Annotated in this window: 15 protein-coding genes; 5 read left to right on the top strand and 10 right to left on the bottom strand. The window is 34.8% G+C overall.

What is annotated here, in order from left to right; all coding sequences use genetic code 11:
- Positions 1-331: 331 nt before the first annotated feature.
- On the top strand, positions 332-4261 hold the full coding sequence (locus P618_RS05295) for a hypothetical protein (RefSeq protein ID WP_021826793.1): 3930 nt from the start codon (positions 332-334) through the stop codon (positions 4259-4261).
- A gap of 182 nt (positions 4262-4443) precedes the next feature.
- Here P618_RS05295 and P618_RS05290 read toward each other — a convergent pair whose 3' ends face one another.
- The 4 genes from P618_RS05290 to P618_RS05275 form a co-directional block, all read right to left on the bottom strand.
- Complete coding sequence (locus tag P618_RS05290) at positions 4444-7122, bottom strand: PD-(D/E)XK nuclease family protein (protein WP_024161253.1); 2679 nt, start codon at positions 7120-7122, stop codon at positions 4444-4446.
- Positions 7123-7223: 101 nt separating this feature from the next.
- Positions 7224-8216, bottom strand: coding sequence for a hypothetical protein (locus P618_RS05285; protein WP_021826791.1), 993 nt, complete (start codon positions 8214-8216; stop codon positions 7224-7226).
- An 18-nt stretch (positions 8217-8234) separates the two neighbouring features.
- Entirely contained in the window at positions 8235-8843 is a 609-nt protein-coding gene (pth, locus tag P618_RS05280; RefSeq protein ID WP_021826790.1) for an aminoacyl-tRNA hydrolase, read from the bottom strand.
- A gap of 6 nt (positions 8844-8849) precedes the next feature.
- On the bottom strand, positions 8850-9476 hold the full coding sequence (locus P618_RS05275; RefSeq protein ID WP_021826789.1) for a 50S ribosomal protein L25/general stress protein Ctc: 627 nt from the start codon (positions 9474-9476) through the stop codon (positions 8850-8852).
- Positions 9477-9743: 267 nt separating this feature from the next.
- Here P618_RS05275 and P618_RS05270 point away from each other — a divergent pair, with 267 nt between their 5' ends.
- The 4 genes from P618_RS05270 (at position 9744) to obgE (ending at position 13326) form a co-directional block, all read left to right on the top strand.
- A complete protein-coding gene (locus P618_RS05270) occupies positions 9744-10724 on the top strand; it encodes a peptidylprolyl isomerase (protein WP_021826788.1) in 981 nt (326 codons plus the stop codon).
- A 3-nt stretch (positions 10725-10727) separates the two neighbouring features.
- Entirely contained in the window at positions 10728-11282 is a 555-nt protein-coding gene (locus tag P618_RS05265) for a hypothetical protein (RefSeq protein ID WP_021826787.1), read from the top strand.
- Between the two features lie 179 nt (positions 11283-11461).
- Complete coding sequence (locus tag P618_RS05260; protein WP_021826786.1) at positions 11462-12250, top strand: hypothetical protein; 789 nt, start codon at positions 11462-11464, stop codon at positions 12248-12250.
- 107 nt (positions 12251-12357) lie between these two features.
- Positions 12358-13326: a GTPase ObgE gene (gene obgE / locus P618_RS05255; protein WP_021826785.1), complete on the top strand. Its 969-nt coding sequence runs from the start codon at positions 12358-12360 to the stop codon at positions 13324-13326.
- Positions 13327-13508: 182 nt separating this feature from the next.
- Here obgE and P618_RS06165 read toward each other — a convergent pair whose 3' ends face one another.
- The 6 genes from P618_RS06165 to rpoC form a co-directional block, all read right to left on the bottom strand.
- Positions 13509-15713: an ATP-binding protein gene (locus P618_RS06165; RefSeq protein ID WP_021826784.1), complete on the bottom strand. Its 2205-nt coding sequence runs from the start codon at positions 15711-15713 to the stop codon at positions 13509-13511.
- A gap of 19 nt (positions 15714-15732) precedes the next feature.
- Complete coding sequence (locus P618_RS05245) at positions 15733-17532, bottom strand: tetratricopeptide repeat protein (protein WP_021826783.1); 1800 nt, start codon at positions 17530-17532, stop codon at positions 15733-15735.
- A 54-nt stretch (positions 17533-17586) separates the two neighbouring features.
- Positions 17587-19332 (bottom strand): type III secretion system outer membrane pore InvG, encoded by a 1746-nt coding sequence (locus P618_RS05240; protein WP_024161252.1) that lies wholly within the window; start codon positions 19330-19332, stop codon positions 17587-17589.
- 176 nt (positions 19333-19508) lie between these two features.
- On the bottom strand, positions 19509-19928 hold the full coding sequence (gene acpS / locus P618_RS05235) for a holo-ACP synthase (protein WP_021826781.1): 420 nt from the start codon (positions 19926-19928) through the stop codon (positions 19509-19511).
- An 18-nt stretch (positions 19929-19946) separates the two neighbouring features.
- Positions 19947-21296, bottom strand: coding sequence for a phosphohexomutase domain-containing protein (locus tag P618_RS05230; RefSeq protein WP_021826780.1), 1350 nt, complete (start codon positions 21294-21296; stop codon positions 19947-19949).
- Entirely contained in the window at positions 21293-25408 is a 4116-nt protein-coding gene (gene rpoC, locus P618_RS05225; RefSeq protein WP_420805334.1) for a DNA-directed RNA polymerase subunit beta', read from the bottom strand. The genes P618_RS05230 and rpoC overlap by 4 nt, the downstream gene beginning before the upstream one ends.

Genomic DNA, 25408 nt, shown 5'->3' with positions numbered 1-25408 from the left:
TACGCAGCAAGTTAAGAAAAATAAGTTTTTTGAAGTGTAATGCTTGTTTTTTAATTATATATCGTGTGTTCTATTTTAGTCTATTGTCTTAGTGAGAGAAGCTTTGTCTGATTCAGTGGCGTATTGTGGAGCGATAGTGTTAGCGATTTTTTTGCTTGAATAATAGTTTTGATAAGAGTTTATTTGGTAATTCGGCAGTAAAAAAAGCCTTGAGTAAAAGTAGAGTTCATCATCTCAGTATTTCAAAAAGTGAGTAGTCAAAAAAAATTTATTATATTTTTATTTTTTTTATGTATATTTTTTAGTATAATGTTGATATTAAATAAAAAAAATGATTAAAAAATTTTATAAAAATATTTTATTATTTTGGATTTCAGCCGTAGTAACTTCTTCTTTTTCGCACGCAAATTGTGACAATAATAACCCTTTAAAAACGGCAACTTGGGTAGATACAGCGAGCGAAAAGTACGGAATAAAAGCAACTGGATATGTTTTGAATGAAAGTTGCAATAGTTCAATTAGAAAATTGATCGAAGACGAAATTCAAAAGATTGAATCTCAAGACAGTGAAGATGTTAAATATAAAAAAAATACTCAATTTCAACAGATACAAAATGAGATAAGGAAGCAAGAATTCGATTTTAGTTCTTTAAAGTTTCAAAATCTTTTATCATTTTTATCATCCTTAAAAGACGAAAAATTTCAATCATTTAAGACTTTAGTTGCGAATATTTATAAAATATACTTTAATGAAGGAAAAAAAGCTGACGGAATGGAGATTATTAAATCTTCGTTAAAAGTAGATCAATCTTCTGTTGCTTCATCGTTGAAAAACGTACAGGAATTAGAATCCCAACTTACGGAAAATTTGAATAGTATCGGAGATAATTCTAAGCAAATTAAGCTAGCTGTGTATAAAATTCTGGATATTGAAAAACAACCTACCCAAAATTTCGTTAAATCTAAAAAAGAAGTGCTTGAGAAAAATGCACTCACAAATAAAAACACACGGCTTGAAGAAGAGAAACGGAGCTTGGAAAATCATAAAAAATCTCTTCAAATTCAAATAAATAATTATCTTAAGAACATCCAAGAGTATGATAAAAAAATTCAAGTGTTAGAACAAGAAAAGAACACATTAAATCAGCAGATAAAAAATCAGGGCAAAGAATTGGAAGAAATACAAAGTACAGCTCTGAAAGAATATAAAGATATGTTGGAAGAGCAAACAAAAAACTCGAAACAAATCATAGAAAATCTTAATAATGATTATAATAAAATGCAAACAGAAATGCAAACAAATTTTAACACAAGAATTGAGGATACTTTAAAAAAAATTGAAGCATTAGAACAAACAGTTCAAGAGTCTCAGACAAAGTTTCAACTTTTTCAGCAAAAACAGGAAAAAAAAAATGAAGACCTTATTGAGAAACTGACGTCTTTGATCTCAGATAACTCTCAAAAAGATATACAGGAGGGCACAGAAATTTTAGTTAAAGAAATAACTGAAAACACTCAGAATGAGATTGAAAAAAAAATAAAACAAATAAAAAATTTTATCGAAGAAAAAAACAAATTAATCTCTGAAATTGATGTGAAGCTGAAAGATAGCCAAAAGAACGAGACTGAATTAATAATAATTAGATCTAATTTTTTCGACGAAAAACAAAAACTTGATTTTCAGTTAAAGCATTTAACTAAATATTTAACTAAATATAAATCCACAATTAAAAAATTAAAATATTCTGTTAATATTCTTAAATTGCAAAACAAACAACTTAGAAAAAAAGTTGGGAAAGCCAAGGATACATTACTCAATATACAAGCAGAAAATTCAAAACTTCAAGCACAGGTTTCTTCCATAACACAGGAATTAGAGACAAATAAAAAACTTTTAAAAGAAGAACAGAATAAATATAGTCAATTATCTTCTGATCAAACACAAGAAAAAGAAAATCTAGGAAAAAATATTGAACAGTTAAACAGTGAAAAAAGTACGTTAACACAAGAGCTTAATAAAGCAAGACAATCTGTGGAAGAACAAAAAAAAGCTCTCGAAGATCTGCAAATTAAGAATATAGAAGAAGAACAAAAAAAACAGGAGCTTTTATCAAACACGAAAAAAATGAGTATTGAAATTCAGGAATTTGAAGGAAATATTGAAAATATAAAAAAAGAAAATTCAAAACTCAAAAGTGATATTGATATAATAACGAAAAATTTATCTGATACTCAAGAAAAATTAGAAAAATTGTATACATCATCTACAGATCGATCAAAAACAAACAGTGATTTCGCACAAAAGATTAACGAGTTAGAAAAACGTGAAAATTTGTTAAAAATAGAGCTTGAAAATGCAAAAAGATCTTTGGAAACAGAAGTTCAGAAATTTGAAAACACAAAGATTTGTCATGATCAAGAAAAAACAAAACTTTTATCAGAAATGCAAGAAATGCGTCAGAAAATTGAGAGCTCTGAAACAAAAAGTACTCATTTTGAACAAACAAAAAAAGAATTAGAAAATCAAATTCAGAAAAAGGAAAAAGAACAAATCCTTTTGAAAATAAAATTAGGACTTTCCGGACAGCTTAATCAAGAAGGTCAAACAGAATTTGAAGAATTGTTAAAAAAACATGCACTCGGAGATTCAACAGACAATTCTTTAGCTCAGTTAGATGACTTTCCTTTTCCGAGTGATGATCAAGATATTTTACAAAAAATGCAAATGTTAAATAAGGCGGCCTTGATAAAAACAAATTTTAATGATCAGGCATCATCTCAGCAAAAAAGTATTATGAATGAATTAATAACAGCGTATTATGAATCTTTCTTACAAACACTTTTATCTTATAATATTCCTGTAAACGTTGGACTGTTACATGGGTGTGTTAAGGTTATTAACTCTATCTACGCAATAGACAATGAGCTCGGAAAGGTACTACAAAATAAGTACAATAAATGGATTTCAAAAATTCATTCTATCAGTTCTGCTGAAAAGTTAAAAGCGCCAGAAATTATAAGACTTTTCAATACAACGAAAGATGTTCCTACAGAGCTTGATGAAGCCTTCAAGCAAATAGACAATCTATCTACGATTGCTTTGGATCAAAGCTTTCAGGATTTTTCGGATGAGGATAGAAATACTATTAAAAAGCGCCTTCATACACGTTATGAAGAATTTTTAAAATTAGCTTTTAGAAAACCATCGTGGTTACCAAAAGGCGAGTCCTATCTTAAGAAATTGCAAACAATTTTACCAGATCTTAAAAATGTGTATCTTAATAAAATCAAAGAAGTAATAAATGCTGATTCTCAAATTCCAAATCAAATAAAAATCTTAAATTTTGGAATACTTGTTCCCGCATTAAATGATGCAGATTTTATTTCTATTCAAGATAAAGGTTTTTTTAAATCAATTTTTGAAAGAAAATATGAGCTGTTCCTGAAAAATTTTCCGTACGATCTAAAGTCAGAAAAATTATTAAAAGATTTTTTGGAAAAAATGTTTAATTTTATGAGTGATGAATCCTTCAAAGAACGTATAACGAATCTTTATCAAAATTGGAAAAACTCAAAGATTAAGCACCTCATAGAACTTTTTAACGAAACGAGCACTGAACCTACTAATCAAGAAAACTGCGTAGAACAAATGGGATTGCTACAAAGAATTCTTGACAGCCAATCTGCTTTGAAGAAAGAAAGTATACAAGCGGTAGAAACACGAATGGAAGAAAGATATCGAAAATATTTACAGTTTGTAATCAATAGGACTGATATTCCCCATAATTCTCCCCAACTTTTAGCGAACGCATTCTCTCCCTCAAAGAACGTCGCATCATCTTCACTAAAATCTAAACTGAAAAACATATACATCGACACAATGCTTCATGGAGAAAAATACAATCCCAATCTTCCTATTACCAATGAAATTTTGATTTTGTACGACGGCTTAATTTCTCCAGCTCTACATTATCCTGACTATATGAATATAGATAATCAAACGAGAAACGATATAATCGCCAACGTTAAAGAAAAATATTCCAAACTTTTAACTTTTCCACCTAAAGGTTTGAATCTCGATAATATGAAAGTTTTTTTTATTAACACAATTAATCTGCTCCAAGATCAAAATTTGACAGAATACTTACAAAATTTGTACAACGAAATTTATAAAATTCAAGAAAATGGTTATCAAAATCAACAAACGAATCAACAAAATGATCAAAATAAAATATTCTTTTCCTTTGGCGCTAATGCGTGAGAAGCTCTTAGAAAATAATCCTAGCGCATTCTTACCTAATGAATGATTCATTGGGGGCAAACGCAGGATTCATTTGATGATGCGAGTAATTTACAAGATACATGATTAATTAGAGAGTATCAGAAGTTGATATTGGAAAATTCAGAATTGATATTATGGAACAAAAATTGAAATAGAGCTTTTCAAAGTGGACTCCATTCTAATCTTCTGGAAATTCCATCTGTAAAATTTTTTACTTCTAAAGGCACATAGGGAGTTTTTCCTAAAATGTAATCTTCTAAAACATTCCAACGATGCTGGATATCGTTTTCTAAGTTTTGTTCTACATTGGATTCAATGCATTTTAGCCCATGTGCCAAAGAAAGCTGTAGCCACTGTACGTGAATACACGAAGAATTAGGTACTCCCTTGAATCCATTATGTTTTAACATCCAAGATAACCACCATACGTGATGTTCTAACTCGTTTGTTTGGATAGATTTAGGTAACGCACCCGTTTTATAATCAACAATGACAACTTTTTCTGAAGTACAATCAATTCGATCTGCTTGCCCAAAAAAATTCACAGAACCAAAAGCAGTCATAATCTCTGTACATCCTTTAACTTTTACAAAGGAAGTAAAAAAATTTTTTCTTTTTTGTAGTTCACAGGCTAAGAACTCTTCACAGCAACGTAATATTTGAGTGCGAACAATCTTATTTGAGTATAATGAAAATAGATTTTCTTCTATTAATTGCATTAAATGACATCTAAGTGTGTGCTCTGAAAGAGAACCTTGTGACGGGCAGCGACGCATCCATTGTGCTAACAACTGATGAAATGCTATTCCTAATGAAACCCCAGAGTTTTTTTGAAGAGCAGGCAAAGGAGCAATACCTAAAATGCGTTTTAAATAAAATCCGTAAGGATTACTATGTAATAATGCCATGTCATTGACAGAAAGCGATTTAGGCTTTATTTCTGAGCATACAACAGAAGGTTTCTTAAAAGAACAAGGATAATATGAAAAATATTTAAAATCCTCTACAAGAAAAAAAGGTAATGTTCCTTTCAATCTCAACAAAAATCTAGAAGGATCTCCCCGATCTTTAGATCGTATCAAAATGAGTTTAGGAGCACTAAGACAAGCGTAAAAATTTCTGGCTGACATTCCTATTTGCCAGGTAACAGGAGGAAAATTCAAAAATTCATGTAATGAAACTGGAAGCAAAGAATTTGCAGTAAGAGCTCTTGGCCATCCTCCTTCATATAAACTGGTCATAATACAAACATCATAATGTTGCACAAGTAATCTTGCCTCTTTTGGGCTGCAAATATAAAGAGTCGGAACTATTTCATCTTTCTCTTCTTGTGAAAAAAAACAATAATTTTGAAAAAAATGTTTAAGTAAGATTCCCACATCTTCACCAGACATTTCCGCGTACGCGCAGGCGTTGTTTTTCAGCGTATCAAGTGCTTTTTTTATTTCATTTCCACTGCAACTCTTCCAAAACATATCTTTCAATAAGCCATGCAGAACATCATTTAAAGTGTGTAACCATTGCGTGAGAGGATACAGTTCAAAAGAATTAATCATAGAAGAAATAAGATGAAGATGAGAATAGAAAATTTCGTTAACACGTTCTGCAATACGTGGATAACGCGTATGTTGGCCGTGACGTTTTAGCCATTCTAAAAAATTTTCAGGCAAAGCATTTCCTCGAAAATAGGTGTCTTCAAGAAAATTCATCCACCGAAAAAGTACAGGATAAGAAGTTGTTAAAACGTTATGTTTTATAAAATCTGCTGAAGAAAAAAAAGACCACTTTTTGTGTATACAATTCCATAAAATTAAAATAAAATGCGCACCAGTGTTATGAATTATAGTCAAAGTTCGTTTCCAATACAGCGGTATTTTTTCATTTTTCAGCATAATGGATACTCCTTCCGCTAACACTGGGTCAGGTGTAACGCATAGTACAGATTTTCCCAATTTATGATACGTTATTAAGCATTGAGCCACTTGGTGGACTTCTTCTAACGGAGTCGTTACTGTGTAGTACTCAAGATTATTTTTAATAGGTGATGATAAGCAGTGCCCATGATAAGACGCTAAAAACGCATCTTGAGCGTCGCATTCATTTTTTTGTTCTTTGCAAACAGTTAAGCTAGAAATGATAGCAATGCTTTCATAGGAAACTTCCAAAATTGACAGAGTTTTTTGAAATCCATAAAAAGGATGTGTAGACGATAAAGTCCCCACTGGTTTTGGAACGTAAGGAAATAAAATCCATCCCTGTGTTGATTTTTTTAATCGCTTCATGAGATTTTGAGTAAAAGGAAGCGTTCCGTGACATCCTATCAGTATCGTGGGTTGGCTTAATAAACAATCGTATTCATCAGAGCACTTATAAAAAGATACTTGTTTTTTCAAAAATTCAGGCCAAGACTCTGAAATGTAACGTAACAAATGTAAGGCTGAACACTTATATTGAGAAAATAATTCTTCTTGCACATCGCACAACTTATGCCAAGAAGTTTCGTATAGTAAACTTTGTTCCCATAATGACAATGCATCTTTCGCGATAGTCAAGCGATGCTCTAAAGAAATATTAGATAAAACAGGAGTTAAAAAAGAAAGCATCCACCCTAAACGTTTTTCAAAAGGAATAGGATCAATTTGAGTCACGGATAACATATTTGGCATTCCTTTTTCTTGAGAAAAAAAGAAACGACCCAAAAAAGGAATACATCTTTTATACGGGACATAAATTTTCCACTCTGATAAAGGAATATTAAAACGTAAAGAATGAGTTTTAATCCAATGCGCTGCCAGAGAAAAAAATTCCTCTCCTTTTTTTGCCATCATACAAGATTGCACTGAAAATTCCTAAATATAAAGTTTACTAAAGCATACAGCATCACTAAAAAACTGAAAGACTTTTATCATCCCCCTTCCTACCCTTTTTTATTACAAAAATTTTATAAACACAGCATTTGTACAATGGAAATATCATCATTTTTTTGAAAAATTTCTTTTTTAATATTCACCTCCAAATCATACAAATCATCCATACGTTTTTCTAAAAATTCTAAAGACCATTCATGAATATACTTTTGAATGAAAGGGATATATTTAAAAAAAATTGGAGGATCTAACTGAGTAGCTAATTTAGCAACTTCGTGAGGTAAAATTTTTTTTTGGCTATTTTGCTGAGTTTTTGTGTAGTGCTTAAGCGTTACCTTCAGTTGCCAACACTGAAACGATAGCTTTTGCCATATACGCACCCATCTCAATTTTTCATCACTATGACGTAAATGCTCCACAATAGAAAGATCGGGTTTATTCATAAAGGGTAAAAAAATTTCTTCTGAATTCACAGCAAGATGATTAAATATTTTTTCCAAATCTTCTTGCTGTATCGAGTTTTTATTTTTAGCTTGATACAACAATTGCAGTGTTTTTGCTGTACTCAACCAATCTCCTTCTTGTACCCATTGAGACACCATTTTCAAATGATGTTCAGAAAGTGGAACTTGATATTCTTCTAAGCATCGCTTAAGAATTGCCATAGACTGATTTAAAGAAATTTCGTAACACGGAATGACTGCTTTTGTAGTAGATTGCTGAAAGCTACGTAGCCATGAAGAATTTTGCCTAAACTGAGAAGACGTAAAAATAATTTGAAGATTTTTTGGAAGAGCCTCTACTATAGGCTGATAAGAAGAAAATTTTTTTTCAGGAACTTCTTGAATAAGAAGTACGGTTCTTCCCATATTAAATAACGTGGGGGTACACAGCTCAATATGTTGATTCCAAAATTCCGAATCTTGCGCTCTAATAAATCGCAACTCCACGTTTTGTAGTTCGTTTAAAATACTTTCAATGAGATCAAGTTTATTTCCATACAACAAAAAAACTCCATAAGTTTTTTGTTTCAATGAAGGAAAAAATTCATGAAGAGCAATTTTCATAAAATTTTATAAAACATTCTAGAATGATTCACTATTAGAATATACGTCTTTTGAAATTTCATGAATCTTATCAAATTTTCCTTGAAACAGATACGGGAGAGCTCGATGCATGCATGGAAATACAAAAACATTTAAAATCTCCAGTTCTTTGGGTGTAAAAGAACTCAAAACAAATTTTGAAACCTCTACAGCCCCTCTAGGACGACCAATGCCGATACAAAATCTATTATAGTCACTTCCACACAGTTCAGAAATATTTCTTAAACCGTTATGCCCCTTGTGCCCCCCTCCTGTTTTCCACTTTAACACCCCAAAATCTAATTCTAACTCATCGTGGAACACAACAACATGGTCCAAAGGAATGTTAAACATTTTTAAAATCGAAGAAACAACCGCTCCTGAACGATTAACATACGACAAAGGCTTACACAATAGTACTTTAAATTCTTGAAAAAAAAGGACTGATACAAAAGCGTTATATTTTTTTTCCCATTTTTTGCTTTCTTCTAGAGTATCTTGAAAACGCTCCTTAAGCGCATCTAATGCTAAAAAACCTGCATTATGCCGTGTTGTATCATACTCTGATCCCGGGTTTCCTATTCCAACCCACACCCAATCGTAACGCATCAAAAATTACGAAGAAGATGTTTGAGCTTCAGAAACTTCTTGATCATCTGTTTTGTCTCCAGAAGAAGGCGGAACGATACTTGCTATGGCTTCATCTTTTTCTACATGAAGAACTTGAATCCCCTCAGGTAACTGAATAGATTCCAAATGAATCGTCTGACCTATATCAAGATTCAAAAGATCGACATCAATTGCTTCAGGAATACAATCAACAGGAGCAAAAACTTCAAGATGATGGTGAACGATGTTTAACGCCCCTCCCCGCTTGATTCCAACGCTTTTATCTTGATTAAGAAACACAATACGTACCAAAATTTTTATTTTTTGATCTTTTGATAAACGACGAAAATCAACATGAATCGGTTTATCTTTTACACTACAAAACTGAATTGCACTAATTAAAACTTTTCCATAATTAGGCAATTGAAACACTCGACTAAAAATTCCGGGTTTTTCTAATTCAAAAGCGATATTTTTTGCACAAACAGAAATATTTTCAGACGGTCCTTGACCATACAAAACAGAAGGAATACGCCCCGAAAGTCGCAAAGCCCTAATTTGCCCTTTGGTTTGGTTCGCGTTTCTTGGATATACAGTTAATGAAAGAACAGAGTCTTCAAAAGGAGATTTCACTACTTTACCAATTTAGAAATAATCGGTTAGAATTTTACCTGTAATTTCGAACAAAAGCAATCCCTTCATTCTTCTTTTGTAAATTACTATAAGCTGTGAATTCGTTATAACAAAAATATGATGTGTTCATTGTTTTCATATTTTCATCAGGATAAAATTGATCATTATATATTAGTATTGATTTAAAAATTTTTCTTGAAAAAAAGTTAGATTTCTGAGATACTCTACTGTGTGTTTCTAAATGAGGTATGGAGTTTAAAGCAATAAATGAACTTAAAATTAAAATTAAAAATTGCTTTTGGATGTGTAAGTAGTCTTGTTACGTTCTGTATCTATGCTGATAAGATGGATTGTTTTGTGTTGGCTACCGTTCAAAAGAAGCCTATCACGACCTCGGATGTTTGGGCTAGATTTTTATTGCTCCCTAAACTACATAATTCTTCTATTTCAAGAACTGCTTTTTCTCAATATGCTCCTTCTATTTTTCGACAAATTTTAATGGAACGCTTGCAACTTGGACTTGCATTTCAATATAAGGTAGAAATCTCTGTTCAGCAGTTAGATGAAGTCTATCAAGTATGGTTACAAAATTTAAAAAAATCTTTTCCTGCACTCACGTTGACGGAGGAAGAAAAAAAAATAATAAAAGAACAATTAAAAGCTAACTTATCATGGGATACTTATATTGAAGGAAGATATGGATCAGATTTTGTAATTACTCAGCAAGAAATAAAAAATTATAAAAAAAATTGGCAATTGCTTCCGCATAATCTTAAATATATTCGTTATGGAGAAATCGTAATTTTTTATAAATCTTGCCCAAAAACCACGTTAAAAGAAATGGAAAATATTAAGGAAATGTTAAATCAAGGAGTTCCTTTTACTCAGGTAGCAGGTCACTTTTCCCAAAGCAATAGTAAAAAAAATCTTGGAATTGTGGAATGGACACCGGAATATAAATTAGATCCTGATTTATTAAAAATTTTTTCACAAACACTTGAGGGGGAAATTTCAGGTCCATATGTGCTAAAAAATTTAAGAGCCGTCATATGTGTAGTTCTCTTAGGTCGAAAAACACAAAAAGAATTAAAACAGACATGCCCTTCAGATTCAGAAATCAGTACTATTCTTAGACAAGAGCGTAAACGCATTAGGATTCAACAAGAAACAGACAAATTGCTAAATGGAGAAAATTACGAAATACTTCAAAGTGCAGAAGAATATTTATCTTGTGGATTAAAAAAATAAACGATGAAAAAAATATTTAAAATTATACTGATCTATCTCAAAGCGGTAGGAATTATTTCTTGCGCTTCTTGGATTCAGATTCCTTTTGCACCTTTGCCTTGGAATTTTGTTTACTTTTCGGTCATCAGTTTGGCTGGTATTTTTTGTAAAGAAATAGCGTTGAGTATCGTTTTGTTCTGGTCGATACTAGGAGTTTTTGATTTGAATTGGATATGCCCTATTTCCTCTGCAATCCTTTCCAGCCCCTGTGGAGGATATTTTTGGGGAATCGTTCCAGCGCTGTGTTGGGCTAGTTTTTCTTACGAAAAATCAGCATGGATAAAATGGGTAGGAGCATTGATCATATTAGAAGCGTGTGGAGCACTACAATGTATTTTGTTAAGCCCTAACTTAAACATTGCTAAACGTTACGGATTGTTTGCGTTATTTCCTTGGAATCTTGTGCAATCAGGACTAGGGATAAGATGTGATAAGATTGTAAACCGCATAGCAAAAAAAATTTTTCTTTTTTCAAAACTTTCTGTAGTTCACAAATTTTTTCTAAGCACACAAAAATGAAGTTAACGAGTCCGGTCTGATGTTTTGTTTTCAGAAAAAATGATCGAACCTCCTTATTTTGAAGAGAAAAGTTGATTAAAAAAGTGTATTCCCGTGTAGGTAAAAGTGCTAATAAAAAATTGACACTTTATTTATTTATGGTACCATACAAGACACGTGATTAAATTTATGTTTTAAACGTGAGTCGTTCTTTACGCTATAAAGAAAAAAAATATTCTTCCCCTAAACCCAATCTCTGGAAAAGAAATACTTTACTCGTGGTGTTCAGTTTTATAGGAGGTGGAGTAAGTGTTTTGGCGTACTATTTTTTTGGAACCCCCTCCAAAACAGGTATTCCAGTTGTTCAAGGGTACGGTTTTCCAGTTAGAACTTACCTTGCTCCTCAAGAAGATAAGAATGTACAAAAAATTTATGATTTAGATCAAGAAGAGGCTCCCATTGTAGAAAAAATTTTACCTTATCAAGATCTTGCTAAGTCCTGCGTTGAGCCTTTTGTTGATGTAAAACCCGATGAAACTTTTACGAATTCGCCTTGTGAGGCAAAAAAAATTTTGCAACCTTCTTCAAATACTAATCCTGAGAGCAAAAAAGAGCAAAAATCCTTAAATGATTTGAAGACTCCTGCTGTAAAGCATTCTACCATACCTAATCATTCCGTTGAATCTGAACTGACTGAAAAACACAAAGGAGAAGATGCTGAAAAAAAAATAAGCAGCGCAGATATTGAAAAAAAAACTTCTAAAAATTCGTCACATACACTTGAAAAATCTGGGCAAATAGGCCCTGTATTTTCAGACTTAGGTCGTGCAAAAGAATTTTTAGTTCGACTTAAAGCTAAAGCAGAAGGATACAGTTTTTCTTTACAGTCTCGTTCTGTAAAAGGAAAAATTTTGTATCGCGTTGTAACTAAAAATTCCTTAAGTTCCCAAGAAATAAAAAAACTTTTAGAGCTTGCTCCTTCTTTTTAGAATAAAGAATAGTATATGTCGGTCTTTATCCTATCTTAAAGAAGCGTTTCTCGCTTTTTGTATCAATTTTTTGTAAGATAAACGAAAGATAAGATAAGGAACTTTTTATGCAATTCATTCAAGACGCAAAAATTTTTATTAAAAGTGGAGATGGTGGAGCTGGAAGTATTAGCTTTCGTCGAGAAAAAAACATAGAATTTGGAGGCCCTGATGGAGGAAACGGAGGAAAAGGTGGAGATGTCTTCGTCCAAGGAAGCGGGACAAAGCAAACTCTTTTAGATTTCAGGTTTAAGAAAAAATATGTAGCCGAAAATGGATCTTCCGGATCTGGAAGAAGAAAAGCAGGAAGGTCTGGAAAAGATTTAGTCTTGACAGTACCTTTGGGAACGGAAATTTGGATAGAAGGAGAAAAAATTGCAGATATTACTAAAAAAAACCAACAGGTCGTTTTATTTAAAGGCGGAAAAGGTGGAGCTGGAAATGCGTGTTTAAAAAATTCTGTTCATCAATCGCCTCGCATAGCCTACCCGGGAGAATCAGGTCAAGAAGCTTGGATTGATCTTAAACTAAAATTATTGGCAAACTTAGGTTTGGTAGGCATGCCTAATGCGGGAAAATCTACGTTGTTGAATGCACTAACGGATGCCAATTCAAAAGTGGGAGATTATCCTTTTACGACACTTTTTCCTAAACTTGGTGTTATGCGATGGGATGATAAAGAGGTTGTATTAGCCGATCTTCCGGGATTAATTGAAGATGCACATCTTGGAAAAGGGTTGGGGCATCGCTTTTTAAGTCATACTCAAAGATGCAGTATATTGTTACATGTGCTAGACGCTAAAGAAGCAGATGTTTTACAGAAATATCGGCACATTCGTCAAGAATTAGAAGCCTTTGATGCAACCTTGATGCAAAAAAAAGAATTTATCGTACTAAATAAAACTGATCAATTAACACAAGAGGAAAATGATAACCTAAGAACACTTTTTCAAAATTCGGAATCAGTTTTTTTTGTTTCTGCTTTGCATCGTCAAAATTTAAAAGTATTAATAGATCAGATAGAGTCTTTTTTTTAGTGTACATTTTAGAAAATAAAAGTATTGCTTAATCAAGGAGGAAACAGTGAACGTTTGAGGAAGGTTCCACACTTACCAGAACAGCCTTCAAAAAAAAATCGATAAAAATGATACAAGTTTGTAACGCTTAAGTTTAAAATTTCTCATACCTTTATGAAAAACAAAAAACAGAAAGCGTTACTTTAATTTTTTTTTAAAATTTCTTGAATTTTTGCAACCAATTCAGAAAGAGAAAAAGGTTTTTGTAAAAAATATCGATTAGCAGAAGCCCCAGATAATTCAATAGATTCTTTGGGGTATCCAGAAACAAAAAGTGCTTTAATATGCGGAGTATGCTTTTGCACTTCCGAAATTAGTGAGGGCCCATCAATTCCCGGCATCATAACGTCGGTAATAATCAGCATAATGTCTTCGTGTGTTTTCATGGTTTGCAATGCTTGAATCCCGTCTCTTGCTTCAACTACTTCGTATCCTTTTTCTCGCAAAACTCTTGACGAAAAAAGACGAATGGGATCCTCATCTTCTACCAAAAGAATTTTTTCTCCTGTTTTATTAGGTTCTACCAAAGATTTTTGAGATTCTTGATTTCTTGAATCAATCTCTCCTTTATGAAGAGGTAAATAAATGGAAAATGTACTTCCACGACCCTTTTCTGTTTGAACCTGAATTCCTCCTTTGAGTTCTGTAACAGTTTTTGAAATATTTGAAAGTCCAAGCCCCGTACCTTGTTCTTTAGAAGAAACAAAAGCGTTAAAAATATACGGAAAAATGTCTGGAGGAATCCCTGAGCCCGTATCTTTTACTTCAAGATAAACATACTGTCCCATTTCTAGCACGCCTTGCGTAAGCGTTTGAGAAGATTTTGCAACAAAAGTACCGAGCGTAAAATCTAAGGATCCTCCATTAGGCATTGCGTCTCTGGCATTAATCGCAAGATTTAAAATCATTTGCTCTATATTATCTAAATTTCCATAAACAGCACTCGTTTGAGCGTCATGACGAAAACTTAGAAAAATTTTAGGCCCAATAATTCTTTGAATTAAGGGCATTAAATTTTGTACACATCCTTGCAAAGAAAATACTCGTTCCGCACTAGAAGTAGACTTAGAAAAATCTAATAAATGTTGAATTAAGCGCGCAGCCCTTACGGCACTATGCTTAATTTGTTGAACATCTTGAAAAGAAGGATCACCAGGTCCATGACGCTGTAACAACAAATCACAAAATCCAATCATTCCAGTCAATAAATTGTTAAAATCGTGAACAATTCCACTGGCAACTTGCCCTAACAACTCCATTCGCTGAGATAAAGGTTCTTGAGGGGGAACAATATTAGGAGCAGACATCAGTAACAATATAAAAAGTACGTGATCATCATAAGACGAAAAAGGTTGTAAAAAAGCAAACATTTTTTCTAAAGATTCTTTTTGTACAGTTTTTTGCTCTAACTCCACAATAAAGACACAAGAAGGTTTCGATCTTTTACGAGCATGCTGTAATTCAGTAAACAATTTAGACTTAGATGCTTTAGTTAAATAAGGAATAGGAACTCCGAACGTGGATTTGTTATGTGAATAAAAAAATTTTCCTTGAAATTCTTCATTTGAATTTCTAATTATTCCGTGACTATCTATCAAAACTGCTGAACAAGGAATCGCGTTTAAAAACAGTTGATCATTTTCATACGCATACATGTACTCACAAGGAAAAAAATAAAATATGTTAAGCTTTGTATCTTTCAGTACTGTTTCCATATGAATTCGCGCAGCTCGATCTTCCTTTCCACGACTCAAAAGAATAACGATATGACGATTTTTTATACTTTCCCAACGTGGTGGTGAATTTTTGAATAACACAGAAAACGGTGAGTGATACAGATCACAACTATGCAAAGCAAGCCATTGCAGTAAATTACGACTAAACCACTGAATCTTTCCATTGGAATTTACGACGCACGTGTGCATTGGGTGATTCCATATCAAGCTTTTTATCCATTTTTTCTTAGAAGAAGTGTAGCAAGGAATCCAAATGACGATGCTATTTTTGAAAGGAACACTTAATGCAAAAACAGTACTCCCATTGTTTAAAATAAAAAATTGAGCATATCTTAATTTAGATGGAGCAACGCTTGGATGTGCACAATATTCTTGAAGCATTGTGTAAAATTTTTCTTTTTTATTCTGAAAAATTTTAGGTTTTATTCCAAAAATATGTCCTGTTTTTTTGATATAAAAAATCCCTATTCCAGTTCCATAATACAAAGCGATAAAAAAAACAATACTGGTTGCAATACAAACGTCAATCCAGTTTATATTTTCTAACAACACAGCTTCACAAATCACACTACACAGCTCCAACACTAGGCTTCCTTCAAATTTGTTCTCCATAATTCTATGGAACCTTTAGTTAAAAATAAAGAAATCGAGCCAAAAGATGTAAGCGTTCCCCTAAATCAGTTCCATTATCAATTTCCGTTTGGGGAGTTTCAAGATCTCCTGAACGAAAATTAAGAAATAAAGGTGAATTTTCTAAATGTCCAAAAATATAATACCAATTCGAAAATTCTCCTATTGACATAAGTCCACGCATTTTTAGCTGATTGTGAACCTCTTTTCTAGCTTTTTCTATTTTCTTTCGCTCTATTTTTCCAAGCTGCTGCCCAGACCCCCCCAACCGCGCAGTAATTAAATAAATAATACTGTTAACCCTGGAAGAATTTTGTTTCCCTCCAAAAAAATACTGCACAACAGGAAGATCACCCAAAATAGGTGTACGACTTTCACTTTGAGCACTTTGCTTCGTATAAATACCTCCCAGAGCAACTGTTTGACCTATAACAGCTTTAACTGTTGTTTTTACGCGAGAACGTGTAATACTCAACAACTGAGAAGCCAACCCGGCCCTAAGGTTTGGGTTATCTGTAAAAAAACTTCCAGAAAATTGAATATTCATTGTCAAAACTCCTTCTGGAGATAAGCTCACTGGCGTAATTTCTAGCGAAATTCCTGCTTCGATATTTCCAGCAGCTGCTCCAGTTGAACCAGAAACTCCCCCTGTATAGTTTTCTCCAGAAAATAGCGTAGCTTTTTTTGTAAGAATTGTATGAATGGATGGACGTGCCAGAATACTCGTTACTTCTTTTTGAGCATTAGCTAAGTTTAAACTGTATCGTAATCCAGACAAAGATACCGCCATACCAAACTCTTTATTCCATTTTCCGGCCACAGGCTGTGGAGAAACAAAACTTGAACTCGCCCTCCCCAAAGTTCGAGTTACAGACGCTAGCGTATTTGTTCCCAAAACAATTTGCAAGACATTCATAATATTTTGCCCACTTAAAGCACGCTCAACTTCTTGATGTTGCATAGAATAACAATCAAAAAAAATACTGGTAACATCTTCGACTTGATTTTCAGGACCTTTACCTGCAGATGGATCTCCTGCCATTTCAGCATCAGGCCCCGAATTAGAGCGAAGAAACGATTCATCCAAAATCTTAGTCAACTTTGGAGCGCTTTGATACGCGTTTTCCCAATCATGAATACGACGATCCAGTATGTTTGCAGATTCCGCAGAGACGTCACGATGCGCTCTGTACTTTTTGGCATAAGAACGAGCTTCATCAAATTGGTGATAAGCTGCCAAAACAATTGCCATACCCCTTAAAAATTTTCTATCTAGCGGACGAATAGAAAGAGCTTTCTTTAACATAGCTCGTGCTACAACTAAATCTTTCAAGTGATAAGAAGCATAAGCTAACGCGTACATGATATCAGGATTTTTAGGATTTAAGATTAACGCACCGGTTAAATGAGTTTGTGCTTCTAAATATTGACGCTCTTCTAACTCTCTGATTCCTAACAAATACGCATGTAGATATTGAGAGGGGTCCAAATTATAAGCAGCTTGGTAAGCAGATTTAGCAAGTCCTTGTTGATCTACATCGTCATGAGAACTTTCGTAAATCAAACCGTTAATTAAATGGTATGTAGGGTTTTCGGGAGATACTTGCAGGGCAATGTTCATTTCTTTAGAAGCGCGCTGTAAATCATTTTGTTCTATAGCTTTCCAAACCTTTGATAATTCGCAGTGACGTTTAGATAATTCTGATAAATTATTTTTTATATCAGAATTAGGAGAAGTCAAAAAATCACAGCTCGTCATAAAAACAATTGCTCCAAAAAAACATATAAGAAATTTTTTCATTAGTATGCTCCTATATTTGTAAAAATTGCAAAAAATTTCACGAACTTTTTTCTCCTAAAAATATAAAAATCTTGCAAGCTTAGACAATTTTTCCTCTAAACTCATAATAGAAAAACTATTGACTGGTTCAGCCAAATCTCCTGAACGAAAATCTGAAAACATCGAAGATCGTTCTAAAAATTGCAAAATATAAAATAGCGTTGTGTACTCTCCCAAAGACCAAAACCCCGTTCTTCTTAATAAATTTTGTGCTTGAGACGGCGTTGAAAGTGATGTAGATTTTTTTTTCTTTTCTATACTTCGGCGTACTGTAATTAAATACAATATATTTCTTCGTACTTGATTAACTGTTCTCTGTTTAAAAAAGTACTGAATAATAGGAATAGCCCCTAAACCCGGCATTTCTGTTTCGTTAGAAGACGTTGCAAGCTCATTAGATCCAGCAATAACGATGGTTTGTCCTATTAGTACTTTAGCAGTAGAAGATGTGCTTCCGATTGTACGCTCTACTAACTGATCAGAAATACTGATTTCCGCATCAGGAGCTGCAGAAAATGTAGATGCTCCCAAAGCCACATCCATAATCACTTCATCAGATTCTGTAATTTGACGAGGCGTAATAGAAATATTTGTTCCCGTAGGAATATTAATAATTGCACCGCCGTTAGATCCCTCAGTAGACGCTGAATATATTAATCCATCTTCAAACGTTGCCGTTTTACCTACAATAGTCGTTAGTGTTGGGCGAGAAACTAAATCTACACATCTATGTTGTGCATTGGCAATATTTAAACTATAACTGGCACTTATCGGAGTTACTGAAAAAGCAAAACTTTTTTCCCAACTTCCAGAAACTGGGTATGTTGCATTGGTGAGGGTTTCTCTTTCAAGCGATCTTCTGAATCCCGCCAAGGCAGAACTATCCCCTACTGTTACTGCTAACTGTTCTAAAAAATTATTTCCTTGAAGTGTAAATTTTTCGTTTTGCATAAAGACGATATAACAATCGATAAACAAACTTTCTGGTTCAGTACTCTCTAAAGAAGAATCCGTTTTAGGTATGGACGTACATTTAGAAGATTCTTTTTGTGCGAGCTCAGAAATATTTTCCCACTGTTCTACGCGTTCTTTAGTCTTTTGATATTGATACGAAGAAACGTTAGAAAATTTTTTGTAACACGAAAGCGCTTCACGAGCAGCTTTTTTTTGACCGCATGCAGAAAAAATAATCGCTGCTGCTCTTTGAATTTCTGGTCTATTCGGATTGAGTTTTAAAGCAGCTTTAATAGAAGAAAGCGCGACCGGAAGATCTTTTAAATAATAAGAGCTGTAGGCTAATCCATATAATGTATCAACAGATTTTGGGTCAAGCATGTGTGCATATGTTAAAAATTGTTGCGCTTCTGCATATTCACCTAACTTCAACTTATAAGAGCCATACAAATAACATCCCACCGCATTACTGGAATCTAAGCCATAAGCAGCCTTGTAAGCCACACCAGCCAAAGCATCTTTTCCTTTATCCCCCATACGTTCCATTTCTTCATACAAAAAACCATTCAAAAAATGCAAAGCGGCGTTTTTAGGAGCTACCTGAAGTGCGCTATTAACGTACCGAGAGGCGCTTTCTACTCCCTCATCTTTTAAAACTCCCATAAACTGAGATACTGAAAAAAAATTAGGAAACATACGAGACAGCCTGCGCACAACACCATCATCTATGACAGGTACTGTCTGAGTACATCCATATATCCATAGACCTAAAAAAATTTCGAGAATCTGAAAATATAACCGCTTCAATTGTTAAAATGTCATTCATAAAGGTAGGGAATGATAAATTAAAAATAACGTTTTGTACATAGAAATCTTTAAAAAAAAGATAACTAAATCAACTGTGACGCTATCCCAAAAAAATGCGGCATTTTCAACACATCTTTAATAGTTTTTTTAAAAATTAGATCTCTTCAGTTAAGTTTTTATAAATATTCTAAAGGAACTAGTAAAATAACTGTTGCACAAGCATAATGCTTTTCATCAGAAATACTTAAATGTGTTGTTATACGTGACCAAGGAAGGTAGGTGTACACTTTTTCGGATATATTTAAGTTTGGCCTGCCTTTTTCGTCATGAAAAACCTCAATATCAAGCCAAGAACAGCGATTAGAAATACCCCACCCCAAGGCTTTAACAAAAGCCTCTTTTGCACAAAAACGGGACGCATAATGGCCATAACAATTTAACTTTTCTCTGCAATAACTTTGCTCTTTTTCAGTAAATACGCGATTTAAAAAATTTTCTCCATGACGCTGAATTTTCTTTTTAAGACGAGAAACTTCTAAAAGATCTACTCCTAACCCCACGACTGTCTGAAAAGACTTTAAAAAATTGTGTTCCATACTTACACTAAACGGTGTTTAAGCGGCGTTACTTTCAAAAGCATTTTCAATATTCATATATTCAGAGATCCACGCTACAACGCGCTCCATTTCAAATTTTAGTGTCTTAACACACAGACCTTCCAGTAAAATACGAATAACAGGCTCTGTTCCTGATGGGCGTAAAACTAAACGTACATCAGGGGAAAGAGACGCGTACACCCCACATAAGCGCGATTGAATTTCAGGAATATTTAAAGAAAAATTACCGGAAATTGGAATATTTTTCTGCAACACAGGATAAGGAGAAAAAACTGGAAAAATTGGAACTTTTCCTTCTTGAATAAAACGGGAGCTCATTTCCAAAGCAATCCACAATCCATCTCCAACAGGTAAAAAATTATAATCAATCAGATGACCAGAAGACTCCCCCCCCCAACGGAGTTTATTCGTTTTTAAAGCCTGAGAAATCCATCGATCTCCTACGTCCACCCGAAAAAAAGATTTCCCCTTCTCTAGGAAGTAACGTTCTAAACCATAATTACTCATGACAGTCCCAACAACAGAAACGGAATCCTTAGATAGAGCTGCCAAAATTTGATCTCCATCCCAATACTTTCCTAAATTATCCACAACTCCAACACGGTCACCGTCCCCATCAAAACAAAAGCCCAGATCTGCACAGTGATTTATCACAGCATTTTGTAAACAGCTCGGATACAATACTCCCGAATTTTCGTTAATATTTCTTCCATTCGGATCAGCCCCTAACACAGAAACTACCTCCGCTCCACAGATGGTAAAACAATCCGACGCAAATTTCCATAAAGATCCATGCGCCCCATCTAAAATGACTCGTAACCCCTTTAAATTTCTTCCAAAAGTTAATGCTTCTTGATACGCATTTTGACTATGTGTAACTTGTAGAAAAGACGAATCTTTAATGTGCAACGCTTTTTGAAGATGATAAGCGACGTAATCTTCTATTTCCAGCTCATCTTCAACGGAAAATTTGGACCCATCAGAATCAAAACACTTAATACCATTGTAAATAGCCGAATTATGAGACGCAGAAACCATAATGCCAAAATGCGCACCATAATAGCGTGTTAACCAAGCTAAAGCACCACTTGAACACACCCCAAGGTATCCAACGCCTACGTATTCTTGTAGTCCTGAAATTAAAGACGCAGCAAAAGTGGGACCGGAATCGCGCGTATCAACCCCAATTAAGACCCACAAAGAATTTTTCAAAACTTGATTAGAAAATTTATTATGAAGATATTCCCCAATTCCTTTTCCAACTCGAGTCAAAACAGAAGGCACAAACAAACCTTCAAAAGCTATTCCGCGAATTCCGTCTGTACCAAACCAACGTAAATTTTTCACAAAATTTTCTCACCACTTGGATTGAAGCGAGTACGATTTGCATCCCGAACCCGAGCTTCTTGACGTAAAATACGCTCAAACAACCCAGTTCCTGCAGGAATTAAACGCCCAGCAATAACGTTTTCTTTCATTCCTTTCAAATTATCTACCTTCCCGTGAACTGCTGCATCCGTTAATACGCGCGTAGTTTCTTGGAACGAAGCTGCAGAAATGAAAGAATCTGTTTGCAAAGAAACTTTTGTAATTCCTTGCAAAATACGCGAAGCTTTTGCTGGTAATTTTCCTTCTTGAATTGCAATCTGATTGCCTTTTTCTAACTCCTCAAGAGTAATATGATCTCCAACCAAAAAAAGAGTCCCTCCTGGTTCTTGAATTTCTACTCGCTGCAACATTTGTCGCAAAATAACTTCTATATGCTTTTCATTAATTCTTACACCCTGTAATCGGTACAGCATTTGAATTTCTTGAATCAAAAAATCTGCAAGAGCGTCCACGCCCAAAATTGACAAAATATCATGAGGAACCATATTTCCGGCAACTAATATGTCTCCTTTATTCACGCGGTCCCCTTCGTATACTAAAATGTGACGCCCTTGAGGAATAGTGTATTCGGCAGGACGCTCGCGACCATCATCGGGAATAACAGAAAATTTTCGTCTATTTTTTTGATCTTTACCATAAGCAACGACTCCAGAATAGCGACTCATCACAGCGGGCTCTTTTGGACGTCTGGCTTCAAACAATTCTACGATTCTAGGCAATCCTCCAACGATGTCTCGAGATTTAAACGCTTCTTTTGCAAGCCTTGCAATAATATCTCCCCGCTTAACTTCTTGATGATCGGTGGACAACACTACAGTATCCACAGATAAGGAGTATCGAACTTCCGAACGATTCGTATCATAAGGCCTTAATACAAGCGTAGGACGCAGATCTTTTCCTCTAGACGTCACACGAGATGACACCACTATACGCTGAGTAATTCCAGTCAAATCGTCCAAAACTTCTCTTAAAGACACGCCTTCTACTAAATCTGTATAATGAATTGTTCCTTCTTGCTCTACAATAATAGGTAATGTGTAAGGATCCCATTCTGCCAACCTCTTTCCTTGCTCTACTTCCATTCCCTCTTGCACTAAAAGAACAGAACCGTACGGCAATCGAAAGCTCATCAATTCTTGTCCGTGTCGTGTCAAGTCTAGTATTTGAAGCTCCATAGACCTTCCAACTACAATAACTTGACCATAACGATTGATTACTGTATTTTCATGACGAAACGCTATTTTTCCTGCATAACGAGCATCCAAAGACGAAGACTCAGATGCACGCTGAGCAGTACCTCCTGAGTGGAAAGTTCTCATGGTAAGCTGCGTTCCAGGTTCACCAATAGACTGCGCTGCAATAACTCCTACAGCTTCACCCATCATTACCATTCCACCTCGAGCTAAATTTCGTCCATAGCACAAAGAGCATACTCCGTATTTTGCCTCACACTTTAACACTGAACGAACGGCAACTGATCGAATATAATCTTTTTCGATTAAAAGAATATCGTCATGATCTAAAAGAGTTCCCTTCGAAATAACCGTTCCGTCAGAGCACACAATATCACGAGCCAAAGTTCGACCGAAAACACGTTCCCGAAGAGAAGGGCCTACACCAGAAATATCGTCTAAAGCGCTCATTTCAAGAAATTCATCCGTCCGACAATCCGACTCATGAATGACACAATCTTGAGCAACATCCACTAAGCGACGTGTCAAATATCCTGCGTTCGCCGTTTTTAATGCCGTGTCTGATAATCCTTTTCGAGCACCGTAAATAGAGTTAAAGTACTCATCGGAACGCAATCCTTCCTTAAAATTAGAGATGATTGGATGTTCAATAACTGTACCATCATGGCGCGCAATCAACCCTCTCATTCCCATTAATTGTCTAAGCTGACCTTTTGCTCCTCGAGCTCCAGAAACTGCCATAATATACAAAGAATTCAACGGTTTTCCCGGAACTTCTTGAGCGATACGTTCCATCATGTGATAGGCAACTGCCTCAGAACATTTTGTCCAGGCATCTGTGATTCGGTTATACCTTTCCCCGAACGTGATCAATCCATCTAAATATTGTTGATGATATTCTTGAATCAATGTTTCAGTTTCTTTTACCAAAGAATCTTTTTCTGGAGGAACGAGTAAATCATCTTTTCCAAAAGAAATTCCTCCAATTGTTGCATATTTAAAACCAAGCTGCACCAAAGCATCTGCAAAAACTGTCGTAGCTGTTGCTCCACAAAATCGATGAACCTGCCCCATAACTTCGTTAATCTCTTTAGAACTCAAATTGCGATTCAAAGAAGCAAAAGAAATTTTGGGATGCTTAGGAACAACATCCCAAAATATTAATCTTCCTGGAGTAGTCGTTTCGCGAGAACAGATCTCTGTCCCTTGAGCATCCAACATTTCTACTCTTGCCTGAATAATAGCATGTAAAGAGACTTCTTTTTTCTCTAACGCCATCATAATTTCCGAAAAGGAAGAAAAGATCATCCCCTCCCCTTTTTCTTGACGACGCTCTAATGTTAAATAATATAATCCCAACACCATATCTTTGCTGGGTACAATAACAGGTTCTCCGCTAGCAGGGCTTAAAATATTATTTGTAGACATCATCAAAACTCTGGCTTCAATTTGAGCCTCTAAAGAAAGAGGGACGTGAACCGCCATCTGATCTCCGTCAAAGTCCGCGTTATACGCTGCACATACTAACGGATGAAGTTGAATAGCTTTTCCTTCAATCAAAATAGGTTCAAAGGCTTGAATACCCAAACGGTGTAATGTCGGTGCTCGATTTAAAAGTACGGTACGTTCTTTTATAACTTCTTCTAAAATATCCCAAATTTCAGGTCTTTCTCTTTCCACCATGCGTTTTGCAACTTTTACACTGCTTGCTAAGCCGTAGCGCTCCAACTTTGCATATACATAGGGTTTAAATAATTCCAAAGCCATTTTTTTTGGTAGTCCACACTGATCTAATCGAAGCTCTGGCCCCACAACGATAACAGAACGACCTGAATAATCTACGCGTTTTCCTAAAAGATTTGATCGAAAACGACCATGTTTTCCTCGTAACATATCTGACAAAGACTTTAGGGGACGCTTATTCGTACCTGTAATTGGACGTCCTCTACGTCCGTTATCAAAAAATGCATCAACAACTTCTTGAAGCATGCGCTTTTCATTGCGAATGATAACCTCGGGTGTTTGCATCTCCATTAATTTTTTAAGTCGATTATTTCTATTCAACAAACGACGATAAAGATCATTTAAGTCCGAAGTAGCAAAGCGCCCTCCATCCAGGGGAACCAGAGGTCTTAAATCTGGTGGAATTACAGGAATAACTTCCAAAATCATCCACTCAGGACGAGTATTAGAACTCACGAAAGCCTCAACAAGTTTTAGTTGCTTGATAATACGTTTCCGTTTAAATTCTGACACAGAGCCTTCAAGTTGCGCTCGCAAATTAGCGCGCATTTCCTGAAAATTTAAATTTTCTAACATTTCCTTTAACGCTTGAGACCCAGATCCCACAACAAAATTTCCAATTCCATATTCTTGACAAAATTTATTGTATTCAGCGTCCGTTAACACGCGACCATAAGCAAGAGGCGTCAAACCTGGATCTAAAACCACCTGTCCTTCAAAATATAAAATGCGTTCCAATGTTTTAATAGTCATATCTAAAAGCGTCGCAATTCTGCTTGGCAAAGATCGAGAAAACCAGATATGTGCCACAGGAGAAGCCAACTCAATATGCCCCATACGCTCTCTACGTACTTTTGTTTGAGTTACTTCAACACCGCAACGCTCACACACCGCACCTCGGTACTTCATACGCTTATACTTACCACATAAACACTCATAATCTTTGATGGGCCCAAAAATTTTAGCGCAAAACAAACCATCTTTTTCTGGTTTAAACGTTCTATAATTAATTGTCTCTGGTTTTTTTACTTCTCCGTATGACCAAGAACGAATTTGATCAGGACTGGCGATAGAAATTCTTATTCCGTCAAAATCTGAAGCAGTCCCTGGACGATACGATGCGGCCGTAAACAT

Origin of the sequence: Holospora obtusa F1 (assembly GCF_000469665.2) — a bacterium.
GTDB lineage: Bacteria > Pseudomonadota > Alphaproteobacteria > Holosporales > Holosporaceae > Holospora > Holospora obtusa.
The sequence above is the reverse complement of the archived record's forward strand: the minus strand, read 5'-3'. Positions and strand labels throughout refer to the sequence as shown.

Coding starts and splice junctions, on each gene's coding strand:
- P618_RS06165 (WP_021826784.1), bottom strand. CDS start 15,713: ATGGAGAACAAATTTGAAGGAAGCCTAGTGTTGGAGCTGTGTAGTGTG.
- obgE (WP_021826785.1), top strand. CDS start 12,358: ATGCAATTCATTCAAGACGCAAAAATTTTTATTAAAAGTGGAGATGGT.
- P618_RS05245 (WP_021826783.1), bottom strand. CDS start 17,532: ATGAAAAAATTTCTTATATGTTTTTTTGGAGCAATTGTTTTTATGACG.
- P618_RS05295 (WP_021826793.1), top strand. CDS start 332: ATGATTAAAAAATTTTATAAAAATATTTTATTATTTTGGATTTCAGCC.
- rpoC (WP_420805334.1), bottom strand. CDS start 25,408: ATGTTTACGGCCGCATCGTATCGTCCAGGGACTGCTTCAGATTTTGAC.
- P618_RS05270 (WP_021826788.1), top strand. CDS start 9,744: ATGAACTTAAAATTAAAATTAAAAATTGCTTTTGGATGTGTAAGTAGT.
- acpS (WP_021826781.1), bottom strand. CDS start 19,928: ATGGAACACAATTTTTTAAAGTCTTTTCAGACAGTCGTGGGGTTAGGA.
- P618_RS05285 (WP_021826791.1), bottom strand. CDS start 8,216: ATGAAAATTGCTCTTCATGAATTTTTTCCTTCATTGAAACAAAAAACT.
- pth (WP_021826790.1), bottom strand. CDS start 8,843: ATGCGTTACGATTGGGTGTGGGTTGGAATAGGAAACCCGGGATCAGAG.
- P618_RS05265 (WP_021826787.1), top strand. CDS start 10,728: ATGAAAAAAATATTTAAAATTATACTGATCTATCTCAAAGCGGTAGGA.